The sequence below is a fragment of the uncultured Cocleimonas sp. genome (assembly GCF_947495625.1).
In the GTDB taxonomy this organism is placed as follows: domain Bacteria; phylum Pseudomonadota; class Gammaproteobacteria; order Thiotrichales; family Thiotrichaceae; genus Cocleimonas.
This window is the reverse complement of record NZ_CANLZW010000019.1, coordinates 54293-75581: the sequence shown is the minus strand read 5'-3', so window position 1 is coordinate 75581 and position 21289 is coordinate 54293. Positions and strand designations below refer to the sequence as shown.

The window sequence follows — 21289 nt, the reverse complement described above, 5'->3', positions numbered from 1 at the left end:
GACTTTTATTTATGAATTACGCTTTAAAAGTGTTTTGGCTGAGCTTCTCTAGTTTCAATATTGTAACTAGCGCCTTCTGATAAAATATGCATTTTGATACCAAGCAGGGTCAAAGAATCCCCTCGAGAAGCTTCTGCCATAGATGAATATTGTAATTCTGAAGGGTCGATGACTGTTATCGAACCATTGCCAATCACTTCTAAAAGATTATCCGGGCCAATAAATGCAGCGGTATCTTCACAGATGCCTAAACCTGATGCAAAAGGGTTATAAGAGACTGCTGATAGTAGACGGCCGAGGCGGTTGCGTTGACTAAAATGCTGGTCGATGATGACTTTGTTTAATAAGCCTAAACCTGGTGCAAAAGTAACACCTTGTTCGGTTGGTAAAGCACCTGTTGATCCACCTGCAATCATATGTTCCGGAATAATCGCGGCTCCTGCTGAAGTGCCAGCTAAATGAACACCTGCTGCATTCAAACGACGAATAGCTTGTGCAATTGGTGTACCACCTAAAATGGTCGATAAGCGAAGTTGGTTGCCGCCTGTAATAAAAATTCCATTACAACTGGTTAAGGTTTCAAGAAAAGATTCTTGTTGCGCATCTTCACGTGTGTTTATGGGCAATGAAATTGCTTCACCTGCACCTAAATCTTTGAATACTTTTTCGTAATTTGGCCCAGTATCATCTAGTTGAGATGCAGTAGGAATGATTGCGATGCGTGCTTTTTCGTTGCCACAAATTTCTACAAATCGAGTTAAAATAACAGGGTCATTCAACCTTTCTTCCGCACCCCCGATAGGGATAACAAAACCTCGTAAGGGGTTAGCCTCAAAATCTCTGGAACCCATATTAACCTCTATTCGAAAGTGCCTGTAACTATTAGATTTTTATTCAGCATGTGCCATTGGCCTAAAGCCATGACATTGCAAATACTGTAATCAGAATCTAGTACGACTAAATCTGCATCTGCTCCAACCCGAATATTTCCTTTTTGAGAAAGTCTTAAAAGTTGAGCTACATTTGCGGTGAGCGAGGATAACACATCCTCTAATGACATTCCTTGAGAAGTACACGATTTAATAGTCTCTACCAAGGTTTCGGAGCGACCAAATCCCATTCTTATCATCTCACCTGCTTGGTTAAACTCAGGCATACAACCCCCACCATCTGAGCTAACCGTAATTTGATGCATTGGGCAGTTGCGTTCTTTGGCGAGGAGTAGGGCTTGTGCTGCGCTCCAGCCTTCTTCAAGAGAGTCTTCAGGAAACGCGGTGATATCCATATAAATCCCTTCGGATAACATCTCACAGGATTCATCAAAAAGAGGTTTGTTGCGATTGACGTGAGTGGGATTGAAAACGCGAGCCGGTAATTCGGTTTCGTTAATTGCGCGCTTGATTAATTCTAATTTACGCGAACCATCACCCAAATGGAAATGTACAACGCCCGCTTTTCCCGTCATTAAGCCGGCGACATGGGCATCACTGGCAATACGGATTACTTCGTTAAAATCTGGCTGCGAGGAACGATGATCGCTAATTGCAAATTCTCCGATACCGATAACCGGATCTAGATAAACAATATCTTCTCGGGCGCTGTTAGTCAGCGTAGTTAAGGGATAATGATAGCCTCCTGTCCAGCAGTAGGCGCTCATCCCTTCTTCGCGTAAGCCATAAACGCGTGATAGTAAATTCGCGGTACTGCGGGTGGTATCATCGGTGCCTAATAAGCCGACGACAGTGGTGACACCAAATGCAGTAAATTGACTCAGTGGCACTGGTGGCACTTGTGTTGCAAAGCCAGCTTCACCTCCACCTCCGGTAATATGCGCATGCGCATCAATAAATCCAGGTGTTAGGGTTTGGCCTTCTAAATCAATATTGGATGAAATCAGTGATTTTGGTAGTTCTAGCTCTTCGCTTGTTACTGCGAGTATTTTGCCTCCACCAATTAATAGGTTTTTAATACCTAATGGTTGAGGGGCATAAATATTAGCGTTACGAATCAGTATTAAGCCAGTCGTGCTTTCAAACATGTTTATTGTCCTTTGCATCCGCTGCTGATTGTTCTTGTGGTAACTCTTGTGATACTTCTGGTAACAGCAACGCTGCGATTTCATCTCTATCGCTAAGTGCCATCATAAAGACTAAGTCATCTACTTGTAATTGTTGGATTATATCTTCTGCGCCCTTTAAAAGGTTATCTTGATAATAAATATTATCTGAAGATAGGCCATTTTCTATGACAGCAGCAGTAATTACTTTTGGAAGTTCTCCAATTTCACGACCACGTAGATATTTTGGTAACTCACAAACCCAGACTAAATCAGGCTTCATTGCCATCGAGGATGTAGTCATCGCCTTGATTTCAGCATTACTTCTGTCTCCGGCATGACAAAGCATAAGTATTTTACGTTTTGCTGGGATATTCGCTAAGGTTTTCGCCATTGCATCCATGCTGTGAACGTTATGAGCAAAATCGAGAATGATTTTAGCTCCTCGATACTCAAACATGTTTCCACGGCCAGGGTTATCTTCAGCGTCGCTTTTAAATGTTGACAAAGCCTTATGAATATCTGAATCATTAACCCCTAACGCTTTGGTCAATGCTACCGCACCAAGTGCATTTTGCACATTATGCACTGCTGCACCTTGCAAGGTCATTGGTATGTCGTTGGCATTAATAATGACTGTCTCGTTTTCAGGTGTGTTTTTATCTACAGCATAAATAATGCAGTCATCACGCAAAAAACAAACCGCTTGTGCGTTTTCTCTAGCAGCCATAATAACTGGATTGGTTTCTTTTAATGAAAACCATACAATTTTTTCTGGGAGATACTCAGCCAAAGGCTCTTGTGCAATTTTAGATACGTTTAAACCGGTTGTTTTGCCGGTTTGTTCATGCTGTTCAATTTGCTTAAGGGTATGTTCTGCAAATCGCACAATATTTTTATCATCTGCGTTTAAAATTAACTGTTTTTTTGCAGCTTTGGCAACCATCATTTTAGCTGCTGTTAGCGCTTCGACAGAATTAATACCGTACTGACCCAAATGATCCTCTGCAACGTTAGTTACAAGAGCAACATCAACTTGGGGGATGGGTAAGCCACGGCGTAAAAGTCCACCCCTGGCAACTTCTAATACGGCAGCCTCTGTTTGCTTATGGCGCAATAGCATTCTTGCTCCACCCGGCCCTGAGTAATCACCTTTATCAATAATGGTGTCGCCGACCTTGATAAAATCAGTCGATGTCACACCACAACGAATACCTGCTTGTTTTAAAATATGTGCGCTTAAACGTACGCTGGTAGATTTACCATTCGTGCCTGTGACTAATGCGGTTGGTACAGTTTTATAGGTGTTCCATTCAATGGTGTTTTTGTCAGGTAAGTTATTGATATTCCATGTTTGAGAACTAGTACCATAACCTAATGAAAATTCATCATCATCAACCAGATAAGCTATGTTCTTATCTTCCGAGGATTGGATTAATTCTAGTAAATGCGGATTTCTTTCTGATTCGATTGAAGCGTTTAAGGTGTTGATCAATTCAGATAAGTTGGGCTTTTCATCGCTTTCTTTGTTTTCTTCTTCCGATAAAGAACTCGTTGTCATTTCCCATGCTGCTTCATTGATTTCGGTAGCTGCATATAGTGCATCTAGAGGCGCTGCAAAGCCAAGAGATACACCATCTTCAAATATTCTGTAAACACATTTGGTTTCAGCCCAACCGACACCTTTTAATAATGGCAGTAAATTATCTAGCCAGGTATCGACAACTTTTTGTTTATCCAGCCCACTGACGAATGCATCTAAAATAGCACCCGACTGATCCATAAATAGATTTTTACCCGTCAAACGGCGGCTATCATCCAAAATTAACTTTAAATTAGACATCGTGATTAATTTACCTTAGCTTTCCTTAACCTTCTTTGGCTGTGTTGATACGACTAATCAGATTCTTCGTTAATTTCTTCAACAATACGTACACCACGTTCATCTTTCACCAATGTCATTCCAGCTTCTAAAACAAAGGGATCAGGTTCTCCGCTTTCTAACATCGGCGTAACTTTAGGTGTATCTTCGGTTGTTTTTTCCTCTTCATTAACCGCTGGTCTATCAGAATGATTGAACGTTGTAATCTGTTTCCAGCATCGAGTGATTGCATCACCAAAAATCAGCACTAGATCATCTGCTTCAGCAGTTTGTAGGGCATGGTCTATGGCTTCTTGCTCATCAGCTATCACGATAATTTTACTCTCATCAACACCTGCCTCTTTCAAAGCTTTGGCGATGATTTGTGGTACTTCATCAACGCCACGACCACGACGATCATCATCAGCTTTACAGATATAAACATCGTAATGTCCTGCGGCTACTTTACCAATATTGACCAGGTCTTCATCACGGCGATCGCCGGGGCCCGCAAGGACCACGATGCGCTTACCTGCAATCTCTAACTTGTCTGACAGTTGGCTCATTAGATCAATGCTGGGGGCATTATGTCCATAATCCAAAATCACACGGAAAGAATGTTCATCATAAACATTCATGCGTCCCGGGGCCTGGAAGAAAGATGTGTCAAAGGTTCTGAGGCCATGGCGAATTTCGTCTAAAGTTTTGCCCATGCTGTATGCCATGGCAGCAGCAAACATGGCATTTTGTACATTATGTATTGCTTTACCTTCTAGTGTGGCTGGTATCAGATGTGTCCAGAGTAATGGGATATGTGCACCATTGTCATAAATGGTAATCATTTCACCATTGATTCCTGTTTCCAGCACCACGGCTCTGCCACCTGAACGGATATGCTCACGTACTAAACCATGTTGAATATTCAATGTGACATAACAAATGTGTTCACAACGTGTGTGATCTGCCATTTTTAAACATAAAGGGTCATCGGCGTTCAATACGGCTGTATCTTTAGCGACTTCAACTACGATACGTTTGATTTCGGCTAGTTGTTCCAGTGTATCAATACCACGCAATCCTAGGTGATCACTTTGCACATTCAGTACTGCCGAGACATCGGCTTCTTTGTACCCTAATCCTGATCTCGCAATACCTCCGCGAGCTGTTTCCATTACCGCACAATCAACGGCTGGATCACGCAATACAATTTGTGCGGATTGAGGACCTGTCATATCACCTTTTACTGAGAGTTTGCCATCAATATACACACCATCTGTTGAGGTCATTCCAACTATGTGGCCGGAAGATTTAAGAATATTAGCCAACATTCTGGAGGTCGTTGTTTTGCCGTTAGTACCTGTGATCGCAGCAATAGGGATGCGTTTTGGTGTATTAGGCGGGAATAACATATCGATGACCTTGCCAGCGACATCGCGTGGTTGACCTTCGCTCGGTGCAACGTGCATTCTAAAACCCGGGGCAGCATTCACTTCGACAATTCCACCGCCGACTTCTTTATATGATTGGGTAATGTCCGAGGTTAAAAAATCCACGCCTCCCACATCTAAGCCAACCGCCGTAATTGCACGAACTGCCATCTCACGGTTATCAGGATGTACCTGATCTGTCATGTCGATGGCAGTGCCACCAGTAGAAAGGTTTGCGGTATCGCGCAAATATAATATTTCATCCTTTGGCAGAATGCTTTCAGGTGTAAAACCGGCATTACCAAGTAAACGCTTGGCTTGATCATCTAATTGTAGCTGGGTTAATACTTTTTCATGGCCAACACCTCGTCGGGGATCACTATTTACGATCTCAATCAACGCTTCTATAGAATGTTCGCCATCACCGACAACGTGACCAGGCACTCTTTTTGCAACAGCGACTAGTTCACCATTAACCACCAACATGCGATGATCCATACCGGCAAGGTAAGACTCGACTAAAACCGCGCGGCTAGTGCCTTGAGATTTTGCTACATCAAAAGCCTCTTCAATTTCTTCATCAGTATTAAGATTAATGGAAACGCCACGACCATGATTGGCGTTTAGTGGTTTCACTACAACGGGTGTACCGATCCTTTGTGCTGCGCGAAGTGCCTGTTGAGCACTATAGATCATTTCTTGTCGAGGTACAGGCAGTCCAAGATCATTCATTAGATTATGGGTATCTTCTTTATCACAAGAAATCTCTACTGCAATATGATTAGTTTGACTGGTAATCGTGGCTTGAATCCGTTGCTGATGTTTACCATGTCCAAACTGAACCAGTGAATAATTATTTAAACGTATCCACGGAATATCTCGTGATTCTGCAGCATGCACTAAAGAGCCAGTACTGGGACCAAATTCTTTACGTTGCGCAAAACGAATGAAGTCATGTAACTCTGTAGCAAAATCAAAGTCGTCACTGAGTTTAGTATGTACTTGTTGAGCAATGTCTTTCGGTAGTAGCGAGATTAATAAACTTCGGCCTAATTTAGCAGCTTCTAAGCCCACATCTCGTTGGCCATATTCAAAAACCATATTGTACTGGCCTGGCTCTCCAGTACCCCTTGTTTTGCCAAAAGTAACATCCAATCCTGCTAAACTTTGAAGCTCTAGAACTACGTGCTCCCAGATATGACCGATCCAGGTACCTTCGTCCTCACGTAATCGACGTAAAAAGCCTCCGGGCACACCATAAGAACAGCCGTGCTCTTCCAGACTCGGTATAGCTTCTACCAAACCATTAATAAAATCATCGCCTAAAGCGACAGAGGGATATTCTTCCAGTACGCCTATATCGATTACATGACGAATGACTGGAAATAAGGCAAATACATTAGGGCCGACATAGACATTGGTCGAAATAATTTTCATTAGAAAATCCTGTTAATAGCGAGTGGGTGTTGCGAGGGTTAGAGTGCCAAGCAAATCAAAAGGGTAGTTTGATATTAAATGTAGCATGCTTTTCTAGAACTAACTTGAGTATTATTTAATGGGCAATTACTGTGTATATTAATTAGTTATTATCTAGGTTCTTGATTTTATTATGGCTATTCTTATGTCGGATAAAAACAATTTAAAAAGTTAAATTTTCAAAAGGATAGAAAAAAGTGCCTAGCTCTGCATAAATTCTATTTACGCTTTTAAAAAACAAAAACGTAATATCATTCAAAGTAGGGGGGTGATATATAAGTAGATATATAGCACTAAAATGTACCCTGTTTATTGCTATATATAACATAGTTGATATGGTCACTATGGTTTGAATAGCTTAGTGTATCTAGAATGAAACGAAGAGTGCATTGATATGTATTTGATTCATTTCAGATGCCAGTTAGAATCCAACTCAACGAAAATTCTCATTTAATTTTTATTAGGTTTATATATGTCAGAAGTGATTAAAAAGTATCAAGCAATTGCTCAGCAATGGATGGATGCGTCAGCGTTAACGGCAAGCAATAATGATTTTGAAGCGCATTTTAATCTAATTTCACCCAAGGTCCAGGTGACTGGTGTACCTGGTTTTGAAAGCATTAGTTATGACGATTGGGCCAGGGCTGCAGAAAAGGATTTTAAAGAAGGTACTCTTCAAGGTGTTAGTTATGAAGGCCTAAAAATGAATGCGCATAACGAAACGCAAATCATGTTTAAAACACTTGAAACGATATTCGTAAACGACGGTACAAAAAAGACTCAAGGGGTTGAAATTTTATTGGAGTTAGAAGAAGACGGTGTCTGGAGAGTAATTCAAGAGCGGGTCATGACTGGCAATGAAATCCGCCATGTTGGTTTAATCAATGTCGTGGATACTGATTTATTAATTAGAGATAAAAACAAAGATAACTAAATATAACGAGATAAGAGCTTAGTTAGAAATATAAAGAGAAGTCATAGAATATGAGCGAAAAGAAAGCCTTTGACCCAAATAATCCCTGTTTATTTTGTAACCCAAAACCTGAAGAAATTATTGCAGAGACAGAGCATGCTTTACTTATTACAGATACCTATCCTGTAAGCGCTGGACATTGTTTGGTGATTCCTAAACGCCACATCAAAACATATTTTGAATGCACCGAAGAAGAGAATCGAGAATTTCGTGAATTAACTCTGAAGGGCAAACAATATGCAGAGAAAAATAATTCACCCGATGGTTATAACATAGGCTGCAATAATGACTTAGCGGCAGGCCAGAGTGTTTTTCATCTGCATATTCATATCATTCCACGTTACACAGGTGATGTAGAAAACCCAAAAGGCGGCGTGCGTTGGGTGGTGCCACAAAATTCGCAATACCAGGCAAAATCTAAATAGCTACAAAGATATAATTCTCTATAAATTTAGTTATTTACCTTAAATATATAGTTGATTGAAAAAGTAATTTTTCTTGTTTTATCCTGATTTTAATTTCTAGGCATCGCGGATGTAAGCATATTTCCATTTGGATTGACTTACCTCTTCTAGCGCATCTAAAAGTTGATCATTCGGGATTGCTTCTGATTCGTAGATATTCCCAATAACTATACAGGACTTGGCGATGAATGCTGTCTTGCGCCAATTTAAGGCGCTCAGTTGAATCTCATTATGACAGTTAGAACATAGCAATATTTCACCGGTAGGATCTGTGATTTGAGTAATTTTGGTTTTGCATTCAGGGCAAACCGCGGCTTTTAGATTTGTGCCTGAATAGAATGTTTCTTTTTCGTTGGTATTGATTTCAATATAACAATAAGGTTTATCTTCCTGGGGTTCTAATTCAATGTTTGGTGAGCAACCCATGAAGGTGAGTAGTGAAACGAAATTATCTCCTGTGGCATATCTTTTATCTGTAATTTTAGAGTCTATAAAACCTGATTTCTTGAGCATTTCTAAGATGCTTAACGAGTCTACTTTAGCTTTGGTGTTTTCTGAATATAGGTATAAATTAAAAGATGAATGCCACAAGTGTTCAATACCGTTTTAGTTTGCTGAGTCTTAATTATAACGAAAACTGTTCTATTTAAAATGAATGACTAAAGGTCGTAAATAAAAGACTAAGGCTTGTTCTGGTTTTATTATCTTAAAATTGCTACTTCTGACACTAACAACAGTTTTAGAAATGAACCTTCTGGTTACACTGAAATCATCGATCAAGGAATGATGGACGTGAATTATGAAGAGCAAGATGCGCTTAGGGATTTTACTGAGTTTTTTACTATCTTTGGTAGTCGTGCAATTTTCGGCTACTGCAGAAACTAAGGATGTTTTGGGCTTATGGTCAGTTGACCAAACTTATAAATCTTCAAATAAATCAGCTCTTGCAACTGAAGATCTGTCATCAGCGAAGCACTATGATGAGGCGTTAAATCTCAATTTAAACTCAAATAAGATGAGATCAATTTTAGCAGGAACAACATCAGCTAAATATTCACAAGACGTTCATCAAGAGCCTATTAAAAGTACAACTAAAAGAATATCAATTCCTTTGCCAGATGGTTCAATTATTGAGTTAATGCTACTACCTGATCAAATATTATCTGGAGAACTCGCCGAAAAGTATTCGAATATTCGAACATACAAAGTACTCACAAACGATAAAATCTTCTCCGGAAAGGTCGATGTCACCCCTTTGGGCTTTCATGCAATGCTGCAAATGCTGGATGGTGAAATTATATTTATCGACCCTTTAGATAGAGAAGCAGATAAATACGTGAGTTATAAGAAAAGCGCACAAAAGCAAAGTGCTGATAGAGCTTTTTCTTGCGGGGTTAAAGAGCATGATAACCATCAGGAAGAAAAGTTTGGAGGACAGCAGAGCTTAGCCCGTGTAGTAGCAGGAAGGACCACAGAAAGTTTATTACACTATCGGATTGCAGTCGCTACCACTGGGGAGTATGCCGCAAAGCATGGAAGTACCGTAACGGGTGCTATGTCTGCGATTGTTACAACTCTCAGTAGAGTCAATCAAATACTTGAACGCGATTTGGGAATCCATCTTGATCTAGTTGAGAATAATGATTTGCTCATTAATATTGATGCAAATTCAGACCCTTTTACCAAGAAAGATCTTTCTGATTTGTTAGGTCAAAATCAAGAGTTCATTGATTCCGTTATAGGTACAGAAAATTACGACCTCGGGCATTTATTTGCAGGTAGCGGCGGTGGTATCGCTGCGGTTGCTGGTTTATGTAATCAATATCGAAAGGCGCAAGGCGTTTCAGGTACAAGCAATCCCGTTAATGATAGCTTTGATCTTGATTTTGTGGCGCATGAAATAGGTCATCAGCTCGGTGCTACGCATACCTTTAATAGTTCACAAGGTTTGTGTTCTGGAAGTACAAGATCAGGTAAAACGGCATTTGAACCGGGAAGTGGCTCTTCAATCATGTCTTATGCGGGATATTGTGGTTTGGATAATCTGCAATCTAATGCGGATGCGATGTACCACATCGGTAGTATCGAGCAGATTTCAGATTTTACCAGCAATGGTAGAGGTAATATTTGTGGTACTCAAAAATCATTTGATAACAAGCCGCCTATTGTAGATGCCGGTAATGATTTTACTATTCCATCGAGAACCCCGTTTGAATTAAATGGTACTGCTAAAGATGTTGATGGGGACCCACTTATTTATGCATGGGAGCAGATTGACGCTGGTGAATCATCACTCGAATTCGACGACAAAGGTGACAACGCGTTATTTCGTGTTCGTGTTCCAAACAACAATAAGGTCAGAACCTTTCCACAATTACAGGACATTTTAAGCCAAAGCACAAGCCGAGGAGAGAAACTTCCAGAGCACGAACGTACAATGAATTTTAGTTTTGTTGCTCAAGATGGTATGAATGTCGCACAAAGTGATGAGATGAAGATAAATGTTGCAAGAACTGGAAGTCGCTTTGCATTAAATTTACCAAAGTCTCAATATACGATTGGGGAGTCCTATCAGATCCTATGGAATGTAGCTGATACCGATAAGTCTACTGTTAATTGTCAAAATGTAGATTTGTTTTTATCAACCGATGGTGGTCAAAACTTCAAAACAGTTATCGAAAAAGGTCTGTCGAATAAGGGTGATGCATGGGTTGTGATTCCGGTAACAGCGAAAAAAACAAGCGCGGCAAGATTTAAACTCAAGTGTAGTGATAATGTATTCTTTGCTCTATCTTATCGGGATTTTGTAATTACCGATAAAACGACTCAGGTGACTTATAAACACAGCGATGAAGATCAGCCAGAAGCTAACCTTAAAGATACTGACTTAAACGCGGTAGTGACAAATAATGAAATTAGTACTTCATCAGCTAATACAACTAATAATAGCCAGGGGTCATCAGGGGGCGGATTAATTAATTATTGGTTATTGCTAATAAGTTGCGTATTGTTAATGAGAAAGCGACTGAACTAATTACAATAAAGCTGTCGAAATAGTCTAGAAGCATTGTTAGCTAATTTATAAGTCGAAGAATGACACCCCCCTACTTATAGGGTGTTTTTTCATATTTTATAAAAAATAGTTCTTTTGAATATATATTAGTTAAACTATCGGTTTGTAGAAGCCAAAACACCAAGATTATGATTTGCTTATAAATATTAGCTTCTAAAATAATAAAGGGTTATATAAATGAGGATAGTATCTCAACGTTTTTTACGATCAAGTTTGGTCATCACTGTTTTATCTTCATTGCTTTTAAGCACTTCAGTATTCTCATCTCCCTGGAAAGATGCAGATTTTATTTCTGAATCTGTTACACAAGTAAACCAAAATCAGTCTGCAAAACCACAAGGTGAATCAATCACACCTTTAAAATATAGAAGTCTCGAGTTAGATGAATATGCATGGAAAGATCTTTTGCAAAAAAATGTATCTGCCAAGCCTTCTGATGATCAGGATTTAGTTGCAGATAAGCTCGTATTACCTCTACCAGATGGTACGGAAGTTGAAGTAATTGCAACAGAGACTGCTGTACTTGCTCCAGAACTAGCTCAGCAATTTCCCGAGATAAAAACATGGCGCGTGACTGGTGTTAATCAAAAAATATCCGGCCGTATAGATTTTACCTCACTCGGCTTTCATGCAATGTTAATTATGCCAAATGGTGATTCGGTATTTATCGAACCAGATGATAATAAAAAGGGTGAAAGAGTAACCTCAAGCGCTGCAAAGTATCTAAGTTTCAGCAAGCATGAAAACCACGGTCAGTTTCAATCCGATTTTAAATGTGGTGTTGATCATAATAGTGTTATTTCAAGTTTTTCCGATGGTAATGTTCTTCAATCAAGTGCAAAAAATGTATTAGCAAAACCTGCATTCAATCTAATCACTTATCGTTTAGCCGTTGCTACAACGGGTGAATACACTCAGTACCATGGCGGCACCAAAACCGCAGCCTTAAGTGCAGTTACTACCACTATCAATCGTGTCAATGAGATTTATGAACGTGATTCGAGTATTACGTTTCAACTGGTACCTCAGCAACTTGATTTGATGTATACCGATGCAAGCGATGATCCTTATTCCAATACAGATATAAATGCATTACTTGAGCAAAACATCGCGAATTTGAATGATACAAGTGTACTAGGTTCTGCAAATTACGATATTGGCCATGTGTTTGGTTCAGGTAATGTAGGTGGTTTGGCATTTGTCGGTAGCACCTGTAATGCTAATTTTAAAGCGGGTGGTGCGACAGGTTCTACAAGCCCAATAGGCGATGCATTTTCTCTCGATTATGTCGCTCATGAAATTGGTCATCAAATGGGTGCACAGCATACATTTAATAGTGATTGTGGTGAGCGAGGTGTCGGCACAGCGGTTGAGCCAGGAAGTGGATCTACCATCATGTCTTATGCAGGTCTATGTGGGGCAAATAATTTACAAACCGAAGTTGACGCACAATTTCATGTGGTAAGCATTGAAGAAATGTTTGATTTCAGTCGAAATGGTGCCGGAAATAGTTGTGGCAGTATTACTGAAGTTACCAATGAAAACCCGATTGTAAGTGCGGGAGAAGATTTTACTGTACCAGCTGCAACGCCTATTGTGTTAATCGCTGAAGCTTCTGATTTAGACGGTGATGAACTTAGTTATTCTTGGGAGCAAGCAGACTCAGGTGCTGCAACAGATGTTGATGTTGATTCAGGAGATAATGCATTATTTAGAAGCAGAGCATTAACGTCTTCACATTTACGATTTATCCCTCGGTTGAGTGATGTTTTTAACAATGAAGCGGCTATAGGCGAGCATTTACCTGTAACTAATCGTGACATGGATTTGAGGGTGACAGTGCGGGATGGAAAAGGCGGCATTCAATCTGATGCTGTAATCATGAGTGTTTATAATACAGGCTCTTCTTTTGAAGTGACTTCTCACACTTCTTCCAGAACCTACGGTCAAACTGATCAGACTACTGTTAGTTGGGATGTAGCGGGTACTAACTCATCACCAATATCATGTGGCTCTGTTGATATTGGTTTAATTACATTGGATGGGACAGGTATCGACATTACGACAACTACTAATGATGGATCTGAAACAATCACGATACCTGAAGATGCGCCAGCTTTGAGTGGTGCAAGATTCATCGTTTCATGTGCGACGAGTCAATTCTTTAGTGTGTCCAAAGCTAATCTAACTATTCTGAGTAGCTTAGGTTCTGGGGAAGATGATACAAGTAGTTCAGGTGGCGGTGGGTCATTTGGATATATGGCTATGATACTATTACCATTTTTAATGCGTAGAGTAATACGCATTAAAAATGTCAAATAAGCTAATGCAGGAATGGGGTGATTCAATGAAAAAATTATTGTTAATAAGTTGTGTTAGTTTGTTGATGCAGGCATGTGTTGCTGTCCCTAACGAATCATCATCTAATAATTCATCTGCACAGCCTAATAAACGTTTTTCGATTGAAAATATCAAGAAGCAAAAAGAAGCGGAATACGCAAAAAAATATGCTGATTTAAAGAAAATGAACCCTTCTGATGAAGTTGCTAAAGCAGTTAAAAGTAACAGTATTTATTTACTTGCTTATAATCCTGGAAGAGGTGCGGAGCGAAAGATACCTGGTTTGCTTGAGCCTCAACCAATCACTGTAAACTGCAGAGTGTTACAGTTAGATGGTATGGGTGACGTTATCTATGGGGAAAACCATCTAAAATACAGAATAGCGTTACGTGAATACGCTAGCGCATTTAACGCCAGAATGATGACTTACTGCCGCTAGATCCTTTGTAATCTTCTCCTCATTCTCGCTTTATATTAAGCGTCCTTTTCTTAAAAACTTTCTCATAAATCATGATGAGATTGAAATTAACGTAATTTCATCTTTCTTTATAAAATAAGGAAGTTGTTCGCTTATTTACCAAATTAGGAAGGTTGAAAATTCAGGTCTAAGAACTTATTACCTTTTATAGCACTCGTGAATAAACCTTATCTAATCAGATGAACTGTGCACCTTGTTTAGCTGCCGTTCAGCTTTCTCATGTGATAATCAAACTCCCTTTGATAATCTAGTTCTCATTATTACACGTATCTTTTAGTCTGTTTAAAAGTTGAAATATTGATGTGATTTAAAATGAGGGCTAATAAAAATATAAAAATAATTACATGAAAAAAATCATTTTTACGCTCAGTGTATTAACGACTTCAAGTGCTTTTGCACAATCTCAAGATTCTTCAATTTGGCAGCATTATTCTGATTCGGAATCTCAAACTCAGCCTTTTCCAAACTTGTCATCAGCAAATAAATTCTCTGCAATAAAAGCATTAAAAAAGCATTCTTTATTGCTTGATGAAGTTGAGCTACAAAATCGTTTAAATCAATCAAAAGATCTATCTCTAAAAAATATTAAAGCGAATGAAAGCAGTAATAACAGCAATGTCGTTGCTGAAACTTCAGTCGAAATTGATTTGCCCTTACCAGATGGTAGCTTTGTAAAGGTCAAGGCTTTTAACTCTCCAATCTTGTCTAAAGAGCTCGCTGAAAAATATCCAGAGATAAAAACCTGGCGAGTTGTTGGGGCTGATGATCCTTCGATTACCGGTCGTATCGATTTCACTAGTAAAGGTTTCCATGGAATGCTGGTAATGAGTGATGGAGACACTATTTACATCGACCCAGATGCTGATAAATCAGGAAATGTTTATAGTACTTTAAGTAAGCGCGACAATGCAGACCATTTTCATACAGAGTTTAATTGTCAGGTTCATGACCATCATCCTGTCAATTCATTCACAAAAATAACAGAATCTGCACAAAAACTTGCTCAAAAAATATTAGCAAGTTCACCGGCATTAGATCTAAAGACCTATCGATTTGCCGCAGCTGGAACGGCAGAATATACAGCAAGCCAAGGTGGAACTCCTGCTTCAGCTTATGCTTCGATGGTAACAACGGTTAATCGTGTAAATCAGATTTATCAAAATGATTTAGGGATTCGCCTAGAGTTAGTTAGCGGTGAGCAAATGCTCTATACCGAAGCTGCGACAGATCCTTACACAAACAATAACGCTAGCTCATTAGTTGATGAAAACATGGCCAATATGACCTCTACTATGGGGCTTTCAAACTTCGATTTAGGTCATGTGTTTGCGCAAGGTTCTTTGGGAGGGCTTGCCTACATTGGAGTGGCTTGTCTTGACTCTGCAAATACCTCAAATGGAATTACCAGCGGTATTAAAGCCGGTGGAGCAACTGGAACTATTGATCCCCAGGGAGAAATTTTTAGTATTGAGTATGTTGCGCATGAAGTAGGGCACCAACTAGGTGCAAGTCACACATTCAACAGTACTCAAAATGGTTGTGGCGGTGGAAATAGAACGGGAGAAACTGCGGTTGAGCCAGGTAGTGGAAGCACTGTAATGTCATACAGTGGCTTATGTGGTTCTGATGATATTCAATACAATTCAGAAGCATATTTTCATTTTGCCAGTATTAGTCAAATCAATGAATATACAAGGAGTGACCTAGGTAGTACTTGTGGTACAAATACCTCTACGGGAAATCAAAATCCAACAGCAAATGCTGGCAGTGATATTAATATTCCCGCTAACACTCCGTTTCTCTTGGATGGCTCATCAACCGGTGGTTCGAGTTATACCTGGGATCAAACAGATACTGGTAGTGCATCGCCAGTAGATGTCGATATGGGAAATAATGCGATTATTCGTAGTCTTCTTCCAGGTTCAGAACAGGATCGCTTTATTCCAAATCTAAATGACTTATTTGCTGATACGAGTACCGTTGGAGAAAAATTACCACAGACTACACGTGAATTAAACTTTACCTATGTAGTGCGTGATGGCAATGGCGGTATTGGAACTGATGATAAAAAAATCAATGTTACTGATACGCACAGCACCTTCTCAGTCGTATCGCAATCATCTAGTGAGACGCTTTCTACAGGTCAAAGTATTAGTGTACTTTGGAATACTGCGAGTACCAATGTAGCGCCAGTAAACTGTGCAAAAGTAGACATTCAATTAATTCGCTCTAATGGCGTGAAAAACATGCTGTTAGCGGATACAGATAATGATGGTAACCAGCAACTAACAATTCCGGGATCTACTCCTACTATGTCGGGAGCCAGAATGATGGTTTCTTGTAGTGATAATTCATTCTTTAATATATCAAAAGGTAATATCTCCATTGAAAAAGGCGTTGGCGTATCGGAGGATTTAACGCCACCCGTTATTACCTTGCAAGGTGTTAACCCTGTCAGTATTCCTCAGGGGTCTGTTTATACTGACGAGGGTGCAACAGCCATCGATGATGTCGATGGCGCTGTGACGGTGTCCACTTCGGGCACTGTCAATACAGCGGTTGTTGGAACTTACACGATTACTTATAACGCGGAAGATGATGCTGGTAATTCAACATCTAAAACTCGTGAAGTTAATGTAATAAAGGCTGCTCCTGAAGAGACTCCAGATGTTGTGGTTGAAAATACTGATACTACCGCCCCTGTCATAGCGATCAATGGGGAGAGTTCGATTACTCTTACAACGGGTGCTACTTATGTTGATGAAGGTGCCTCCGCTCTAGATAATGTTGATGGTGTCATCACTGTAACTGTTACCGGTATTGGTGCAGTAGATACATCAAAAGCTGGGGAATACATAATTACCTATACAGCGAAAGATGCAGCTGGAAATACAACGGTAGTAAAAAGAACGGTTGTTGTAGAGGCTGTCGAAGCTCACGATGATCAAGTGCCTGTTACAGATACAAATAATGAGGAAGATACAGTAACAGATACGAGCACAAGCACTAGTGTAGAGACTGATAAAAGCACCAGTTCAAGCGGTGGTGGTAGTTTTGGATTCCTACTTATTCCGTTATTAGGATTAGCTAGACTGCGTCGATTTAAGAAATAAAAAACTCGCTATAAGTAGGGGGGTGACTTTCATAGGCTAACTAAGAGCCAAGAAAGTCACCCCCCTACTTACGGGCATTTGTTTTACGTTAATAAGTACCATGTTCACGAGTTGATAAGAATTCAATATCAGGCCATTTCTCAATAGCCATCTGTAAATTCACTCGTGTAGGTGCGATATAAACCAACTCACCAGAATGATCTATTGATAGATTTGCTTCTGCTTTGATTTTGAATTGTGCCAACATGGCTTCATCTTCACAATGAATCCAGCGTGCAGTTTGTACGCTAACCCCTTCAAATTGACAGTCAACTTTGTATTCGTCTTTAAGTCTTTGGGCAACCACATCAAACTGTAATACACCAACCGCACCAAGAATAAGATCATTGTTTTTGAATGGGCGAAATAACTGCGTCGCACCTTCTTCACACAACTGATCCAAACCTTTTTGTAGCTGCTTCATCTTGAGTGGATCTTTCAACTGCGCGCGACGGAATAATTCTGGCGCAAAACTCGGAATACCTGTGAAGAATAATTCCTCACCTTCAGAGAAAGTATCTCCAATTCGAATCGTTCCGTGGTTGTGAATGCCGATAATATCGCCTGGGTAAGCGGCATCAACGTGACCACGATCTGCGGCAAGAAACGTCAGAGCATCAGGAATTTTTACTTCTTTCTTGATACGCACATGGCTTAATTTCATGCCTTTCTTAAAGCTTCCCGAACAAACGCGCATAAACGCTATGCGATCACGGTGTTGCGGGTCCATATTGGCTTGAATTTTGAAAATGAAGCCACTGAATTTTTCTTCGTTTGGTGAAACCACACGTGTATTTGTCGCACGAGGTTGTGGGGCAGGAGCATGTTCAACAAAGTCTGCTAACAGCTCAGCAACCCCGAAGTTGTTCACCGCTGAACCGAAGAACACCGGAGTGAGTTTTCCAGCAAGATAAGCTTCCTTATCAAAAGCGTTACTTGCCCCTTGAACCAATTCAATCTCATCACGAAGCTCTTCGGCTTGCGTACCTAACAATTCGTCTAAGCGTGGATTATCAAGGCCCTGAATAGTTTCGCCTTCAAGGATTTTCCCATCATGATTTGGGTCATACAAATGGACCTTATCATTTTGAATATGATAAACACCCTTCAAGCGTTTACCCATGCCGATTGGCCAGGTAACTGGCGCGCACTGTATTTTTAGTACACTTTCAACTTCATCAAGTAAGTCAATCGGGTCTCGACCTTCACGGTCAAGCTTGTTGATGAAAGTCATTATCGGCGTATCACGCAGACGACAAACTTCCATTAATTTGATTGTTCTATCCTCAACGCCTTTAGCGACGTCGATTACCATTAACGCCGAGTCAACAGCAGTCAGTGTACGATAAGTATCTTCCGAGAAATCTTCATGACCCGGTGTATCCAGTAGATTGATAATGGGATCAGGATCACTCGGATGTTTCTTATTTAATTTATAAGGAAACTGCATCACTGATGATGTTACCGAGATGCCACGCTCTTTCTCCATTGCCATCCAGTCAGATGTCGCATGACGCGCTGCTTTTCTACCTTTTACCGATCCGGCAAGCTGAATCGCACCCCCGAATAACAATAGTTTTTCGGTGATGGTCGTTTTACCCGCATCGGGATGCGAAATAATCGCAAACGTGCGTCGTAAAGAGACTTCTTTTGAATGACTAGCCATTAAGAATCTTCTTTTGAGTTTGGTAAACCAATCACTAATGCTTCTAGCAATGCTTTTTGTGCATGTAGGCGATTTTCAGCTTCGTCCCAAACAACACTCTGTGGGCCGTCTATGACTTTCGCGCTGACTTCTTCTTCACGATGTGCTGGTAAGCAATGCATGAAGATAGCATCCTTATTCGCTTTAGCCATTACCGCAGAGTCCACTTTAAAGGATTTGAAAGATTTTTCGCGTATTTTTTGCTCTTCTTCCTGTCCCATGCTTGCCCAGACATCAGTTGTGATTAAGTCTGTGTTTTCAACAGACTCATTAATATCATTGAACAATGTTACGTGATCAGATAGTTTTGCTAAAAGCTCAGCATTCGGCTCATAGCCTTTTGGGCTAGCAATATTCAGGTGGAAACCAAACTGTTTCGCCGCATTCATCCACGAATGACACATATTGTTGCCATCACCCACGTATGTTGCTGTTTTACCTTTAATGCTACCGCGATGTTCTTCATACGTCATCATGTCCGCAAGTAGCTGACAAGGATGAAAATCATCAGTCAATGCATTGATGACAGGAACGCGTGAATTCTCCGCAAAGGTTTCAACAATATTGTGTCCGAAAGTACGGATCATAACGATATCAACCATGCTTGAAATAACGCGTGCGCTATCTTCGAGTGGTTCACCACGGCCTAGTTGAGTATCACGTGAAGATAAAAACATGCCATGACCACCTAACTGGACCATGCCTGTTTCAAAAGATACGCGTGTACGAGTCGATGACTTTTCAAAAATCATCGCCAATGTCATATTTTTCAGCGGTTCGTAAATTTCACCACTTTTCTGCATCTTTTTTAGCTCAATGGCTCTAGCAATTAATTGCTGAAGCTCTTCTGGGCTGAAATCCATTAATGTAAGAAAATGTCTCAGTTTAGACATAATAAATACCTTCTGTTTGGGTACGCCGTTAACGTTAATTTGGCGTTAGCTATAGCTTTTTATGTAAGCTTAAAGAAATTCTTTGATAAGTGGAACGAGTGTTGAAACAACGTCATCCGCTTGATCTTTAGTGATTACCAAAGGTGGTAATAGTCGAATAGTTTTATGTGCAGTTACATTGATGAGAAGTTTCTTCTCTAATGCTTTAGCAACCAATTCCCCGCAGTCTTTATTCAACTCAATACCCAGCATCATTCCATGACCACGAATATCTTGAACACCATCGACATCTGCAAGCGCTTGTTTGAATTGAGAAAGCATATAGCTACCCATTTCAGCTGCTTTATTCGGAATATCTTGCTCTTCCATAATACTGATCACTTCAAGCGCAGTACGCGTCACTAAAGGATTACCACCAAAAGTAGAACCATGAGTTCCCGGAGTGAAGATTTCTTCAGCTTTACCCGCTGCTAAACACGCACCAATGGGAACGCCATTACCAAGTGCTTTGGCTAAAGTCATCACATCAGGCGTAATACCTTCATGTTGGAAAGCAAACATCTTTCCTGTTCTGCCCATGCCCGTTTGAATCTCATCGAGCATCATCAGCCAGTTATTGTCATCACAGATTTTTCTGATACTGCTTAGGTAGCCTTCGTCAGGAACTATAATTCCGCCTTCACCCTGAACAGGCTCAACTAAAATTGCAGCAACTTCGCTACTATTCTCAGCAATCTTTTGAATCGCTTCGATATCGTTGTATTCAACACGAACAAAACCTTCAACCAATGGAGAGAAACCGGCTTGTACTTTACGACTACCCGTTGCAGAAAGAGTTGCTAAGGTACGACCGTGAAAACTACCACTAGCCACAATAATTTTAGGACGATCAATGCCTTGCTTCTTACCAAATAGACGCGCTATTTTAATCGCCGCTTCATTCGCTTCAGCGCCTGAATTGCCAAAGAACACACGGCTCATACCAGATAGGCTACAAAGCTTATCGCCAAGCTCAGTCTGGTGAGGAATGTTATACACATTAGACGTATGAATAAGTGTTCGTGCCTGATCAGCAATAGCATCCGCAACACGAGGGTGCGCATGACCTAGACTACACACCGCGATACCCGCAAGCGCGTCTAAGTATTTATTACCTTCTGAATCAAAAAGATACACACCTTCGCCTTTCTCAAAAGAGACTGGAAGACGTGCGTAAGTAGACATTAATGAATCTGACACAATAATATTCCTATATTACAACCCAAAACACGATTCTGTTAGCTTGGACTTAACTGGAAAATAACTTAAGTTTAGCGGTTAAAGCGCGTTACAAAGGCAATAGAAAAGGGCAGCTAGAAGCTGCCCTTTTGCAGAAAAACGAGCAATATTGC

General features: G+C 40.3%; 14 protein-coding genes. 6 read left to right on the top strand and 8 right to left on the bottom strand.

What is annotated here, in order from left to right; all coding sequences use genetic code 11:
• Positions 1 to 23: 23 nt before the first annotated feature.
• Genes Q1A31_RS11985 through cphA form a run of 4 tightly spaced genes read right to left on the bottom strand, consistent with a single transcriptional unit; the run spans position 24 to position 6781 of the window.
• On the bottom strand, positions 24 to 851 hold the full coding sequence (locus Q1A31_RS11985; RefSeq protein WP_299876646.1) for a cyanophycinase: 828 nt from the start codon (positions 849 to 851) through the stop codon (positions 24 to 26).
• Positions 852 to 859: 8 nt separating this feature from the next.
• The gene (iadA, locus tag Q1A31_RS11980) at positions 860 to 2038 is read right to left on the bottom strand and encodes a beta-aspartyl-peptidase (RefSeq protein ID WP_299876643.1); all 1179 of its coding nucleotides are present in this window, start codon (positions 2036 to 2038) and stop codon (positions 860 to 862) included.
• Positions 2031 to 3899 (bottom strand): Mur ligase family protein, encoded by a 1869-nt coding sequence (locus tag Q1A31_RS11975; RefSeq protein ID WP_299876641.1) that lies wholly within the window; start codon positions 3897 to 3899, stop codon positions 2031 to 2033. The genes iadA and Q1A31_RS11975 overlap by 8 nt, the downstream gene beginning before the upstream one ends.
• Before the next feature lie 53 nt (positions 3900 to 3952).
• A complete protein-coding gene (cphA, locus tag Q1A31_RS11970) occupies positions 3953 to 6781 on the bottom strand; it encodes a cyanophycin synthetase (protein ID WP_299876639.1) in 2829 nt (942 codons plus the stop codon).
• 511 nt (positions 6782 to 7292) lie between these two features.
• Here cphA and Q1A31_RS11965 point away from each other — a divergent pair.
• Together Q1A31_RS11965 and Q1A31_RS11960 are read left to right on the top strand one after the other, a co-directional pair.
• A complete protein-coding gene (locus tag Q1A31_RS11965; protein WP_299876637.1) occupies positions 7293 to 7754 on the top strand; it encodes a nuclear transport factor 2 family protein in 462 nt (153 codons plus the stop codon).
• 50 nt (positions 7755 to 7804) lie between these two features.
• Positions 7805 to 8218 (top strand): HIT family protein, encoded by a 414-nt coding sequence (locus Q1A31_RS11960; protein WP_299876635.1) that lies wholly within the window; start codon positions 7805 to 7807, stop codon positions 8216 to 8218.
• A gap of 96 nt (positions 8219 to 8314) precedes the next feature.
• Here the strand turns inward: Q1A31_RS11960 and Q1A31_RS11955 are convergent, their stop codons facing one another.
• Positions 8315 to 8770: a hypothetical protein gene (locus tag Q1A31_RS11955; protein ID WP_299876632.1), complete on the bottom strand. Its 456-nt coding sequence runs from the start codon at positions 8768 to 8770 to the stop codon at positions 8315 to 8317.
• A gap of 286 nt (positions 8771 to 9056) precedes the next feature.
• Here Q1A31_RS11955 and Q1A31_RS11950 point away from each other — a divergent pair, with 286 nt between their 5' ends.
• The 4 genes from Q1A31_RS11950 (at position 9057) to Q1A31_RS11935 (ending at position 17261) form a co-directional block, all read left to right on the top strand.
• Positions 9057 to 11291: a reprolysin-like metallopeptidase gene (locus Q1A31_RS11950; protein WP_299876630.1), complete on the top strand. Its 2235-nt coding sequence runs from the start codon at positions 9057 to 9059 to the stop codon at positions 11289 to 11291.
• A gap of 216 nt (positions 11292 to 11507) precedes the next feature.
• Entirely contained in the window at positions 11508 to 13652 is a 2145-nt protein-coding gene (locus tag Q1A31_RS11945; RefSeq protein ID WP_299876628.1) for a reprolysin-like metallopeptidase, read from the top strand.
• A complete protein-coding gene (locus Q1A31_RS11940) occupies positions 13642 to 14109 on the top strand; it encodes a hypothetical protein (protein WP_299876626.1) in 468 nt (155 codons plus the stop codon). Before Q1A31_RS11945 ends, Q1A31_RS11940 begins: the two co-directional genes overlap by 11 nt.
• 383 nt (positions 14110 to 14492) lie before the next feature.
• On the top strand, positions 14493 to 17261 hold the full coding sequence (locus Q1A31_RS11935; protein WP_299876625.1) for an immunoglobulin-like domain-containing protein: 2769 nt from the start codon (positions 14493 to 14495) through the stop codon (positions 17259 to 17261).
• Between the two features lie 88 nt (positions 17262 to 17349).
• Here the strand turns inward: Q1A31_RS11935 and Q1A31_RS11930 are convergent, their stop codons facing one another.
• The 3 genes from Q1A31_RS11930 to Q1A31_RS11920 form a co-directional block, all read right to left on the bottom strand.
• The gene (locus tag Q1A31_RS11930; protein ID WP_299876623.1) at positions 17350 to 18966 is read right to left on the bottom strand and encodes a peptide chain release factor 3; all 1617 of its coding nucleotides are present in this window, start codon (positions 18964 to 18966) and stop codon (positions 17350 to 17352) included.
• Positions 18966 to 19898 (bottom strand): ornithine carbamoyltransferase, encoded by a 933-nt coding sequence (argF, locus tag Q1A31_RS11925; RefSeq protein WP_299876621.1) that lies wholly within the window; start codon positions 19896 to 19898, stop codon positions 18966 to 18968. The genes Q1A31_RS11930 and argF overlap by 1 nt, the downstream gene beginning before the upstream one ends.
• Before the next feature lie 69 nt (positions 19899 to 19967).
• Positions 19968 to 21137: an aspartate aminotransferase family protein gene (locus tag Q1A31_RS11920; RefSeq protein WP_299876619.1), complete on the bottom strand. Its 1170-nt coding sequence runs from the start codon at positions 21135 to 21137 to the stop codon at positions 19968 to 19970.
• Between the last annotated feature and the right edge of the window lie 152 nt (positions 21138 to 21289).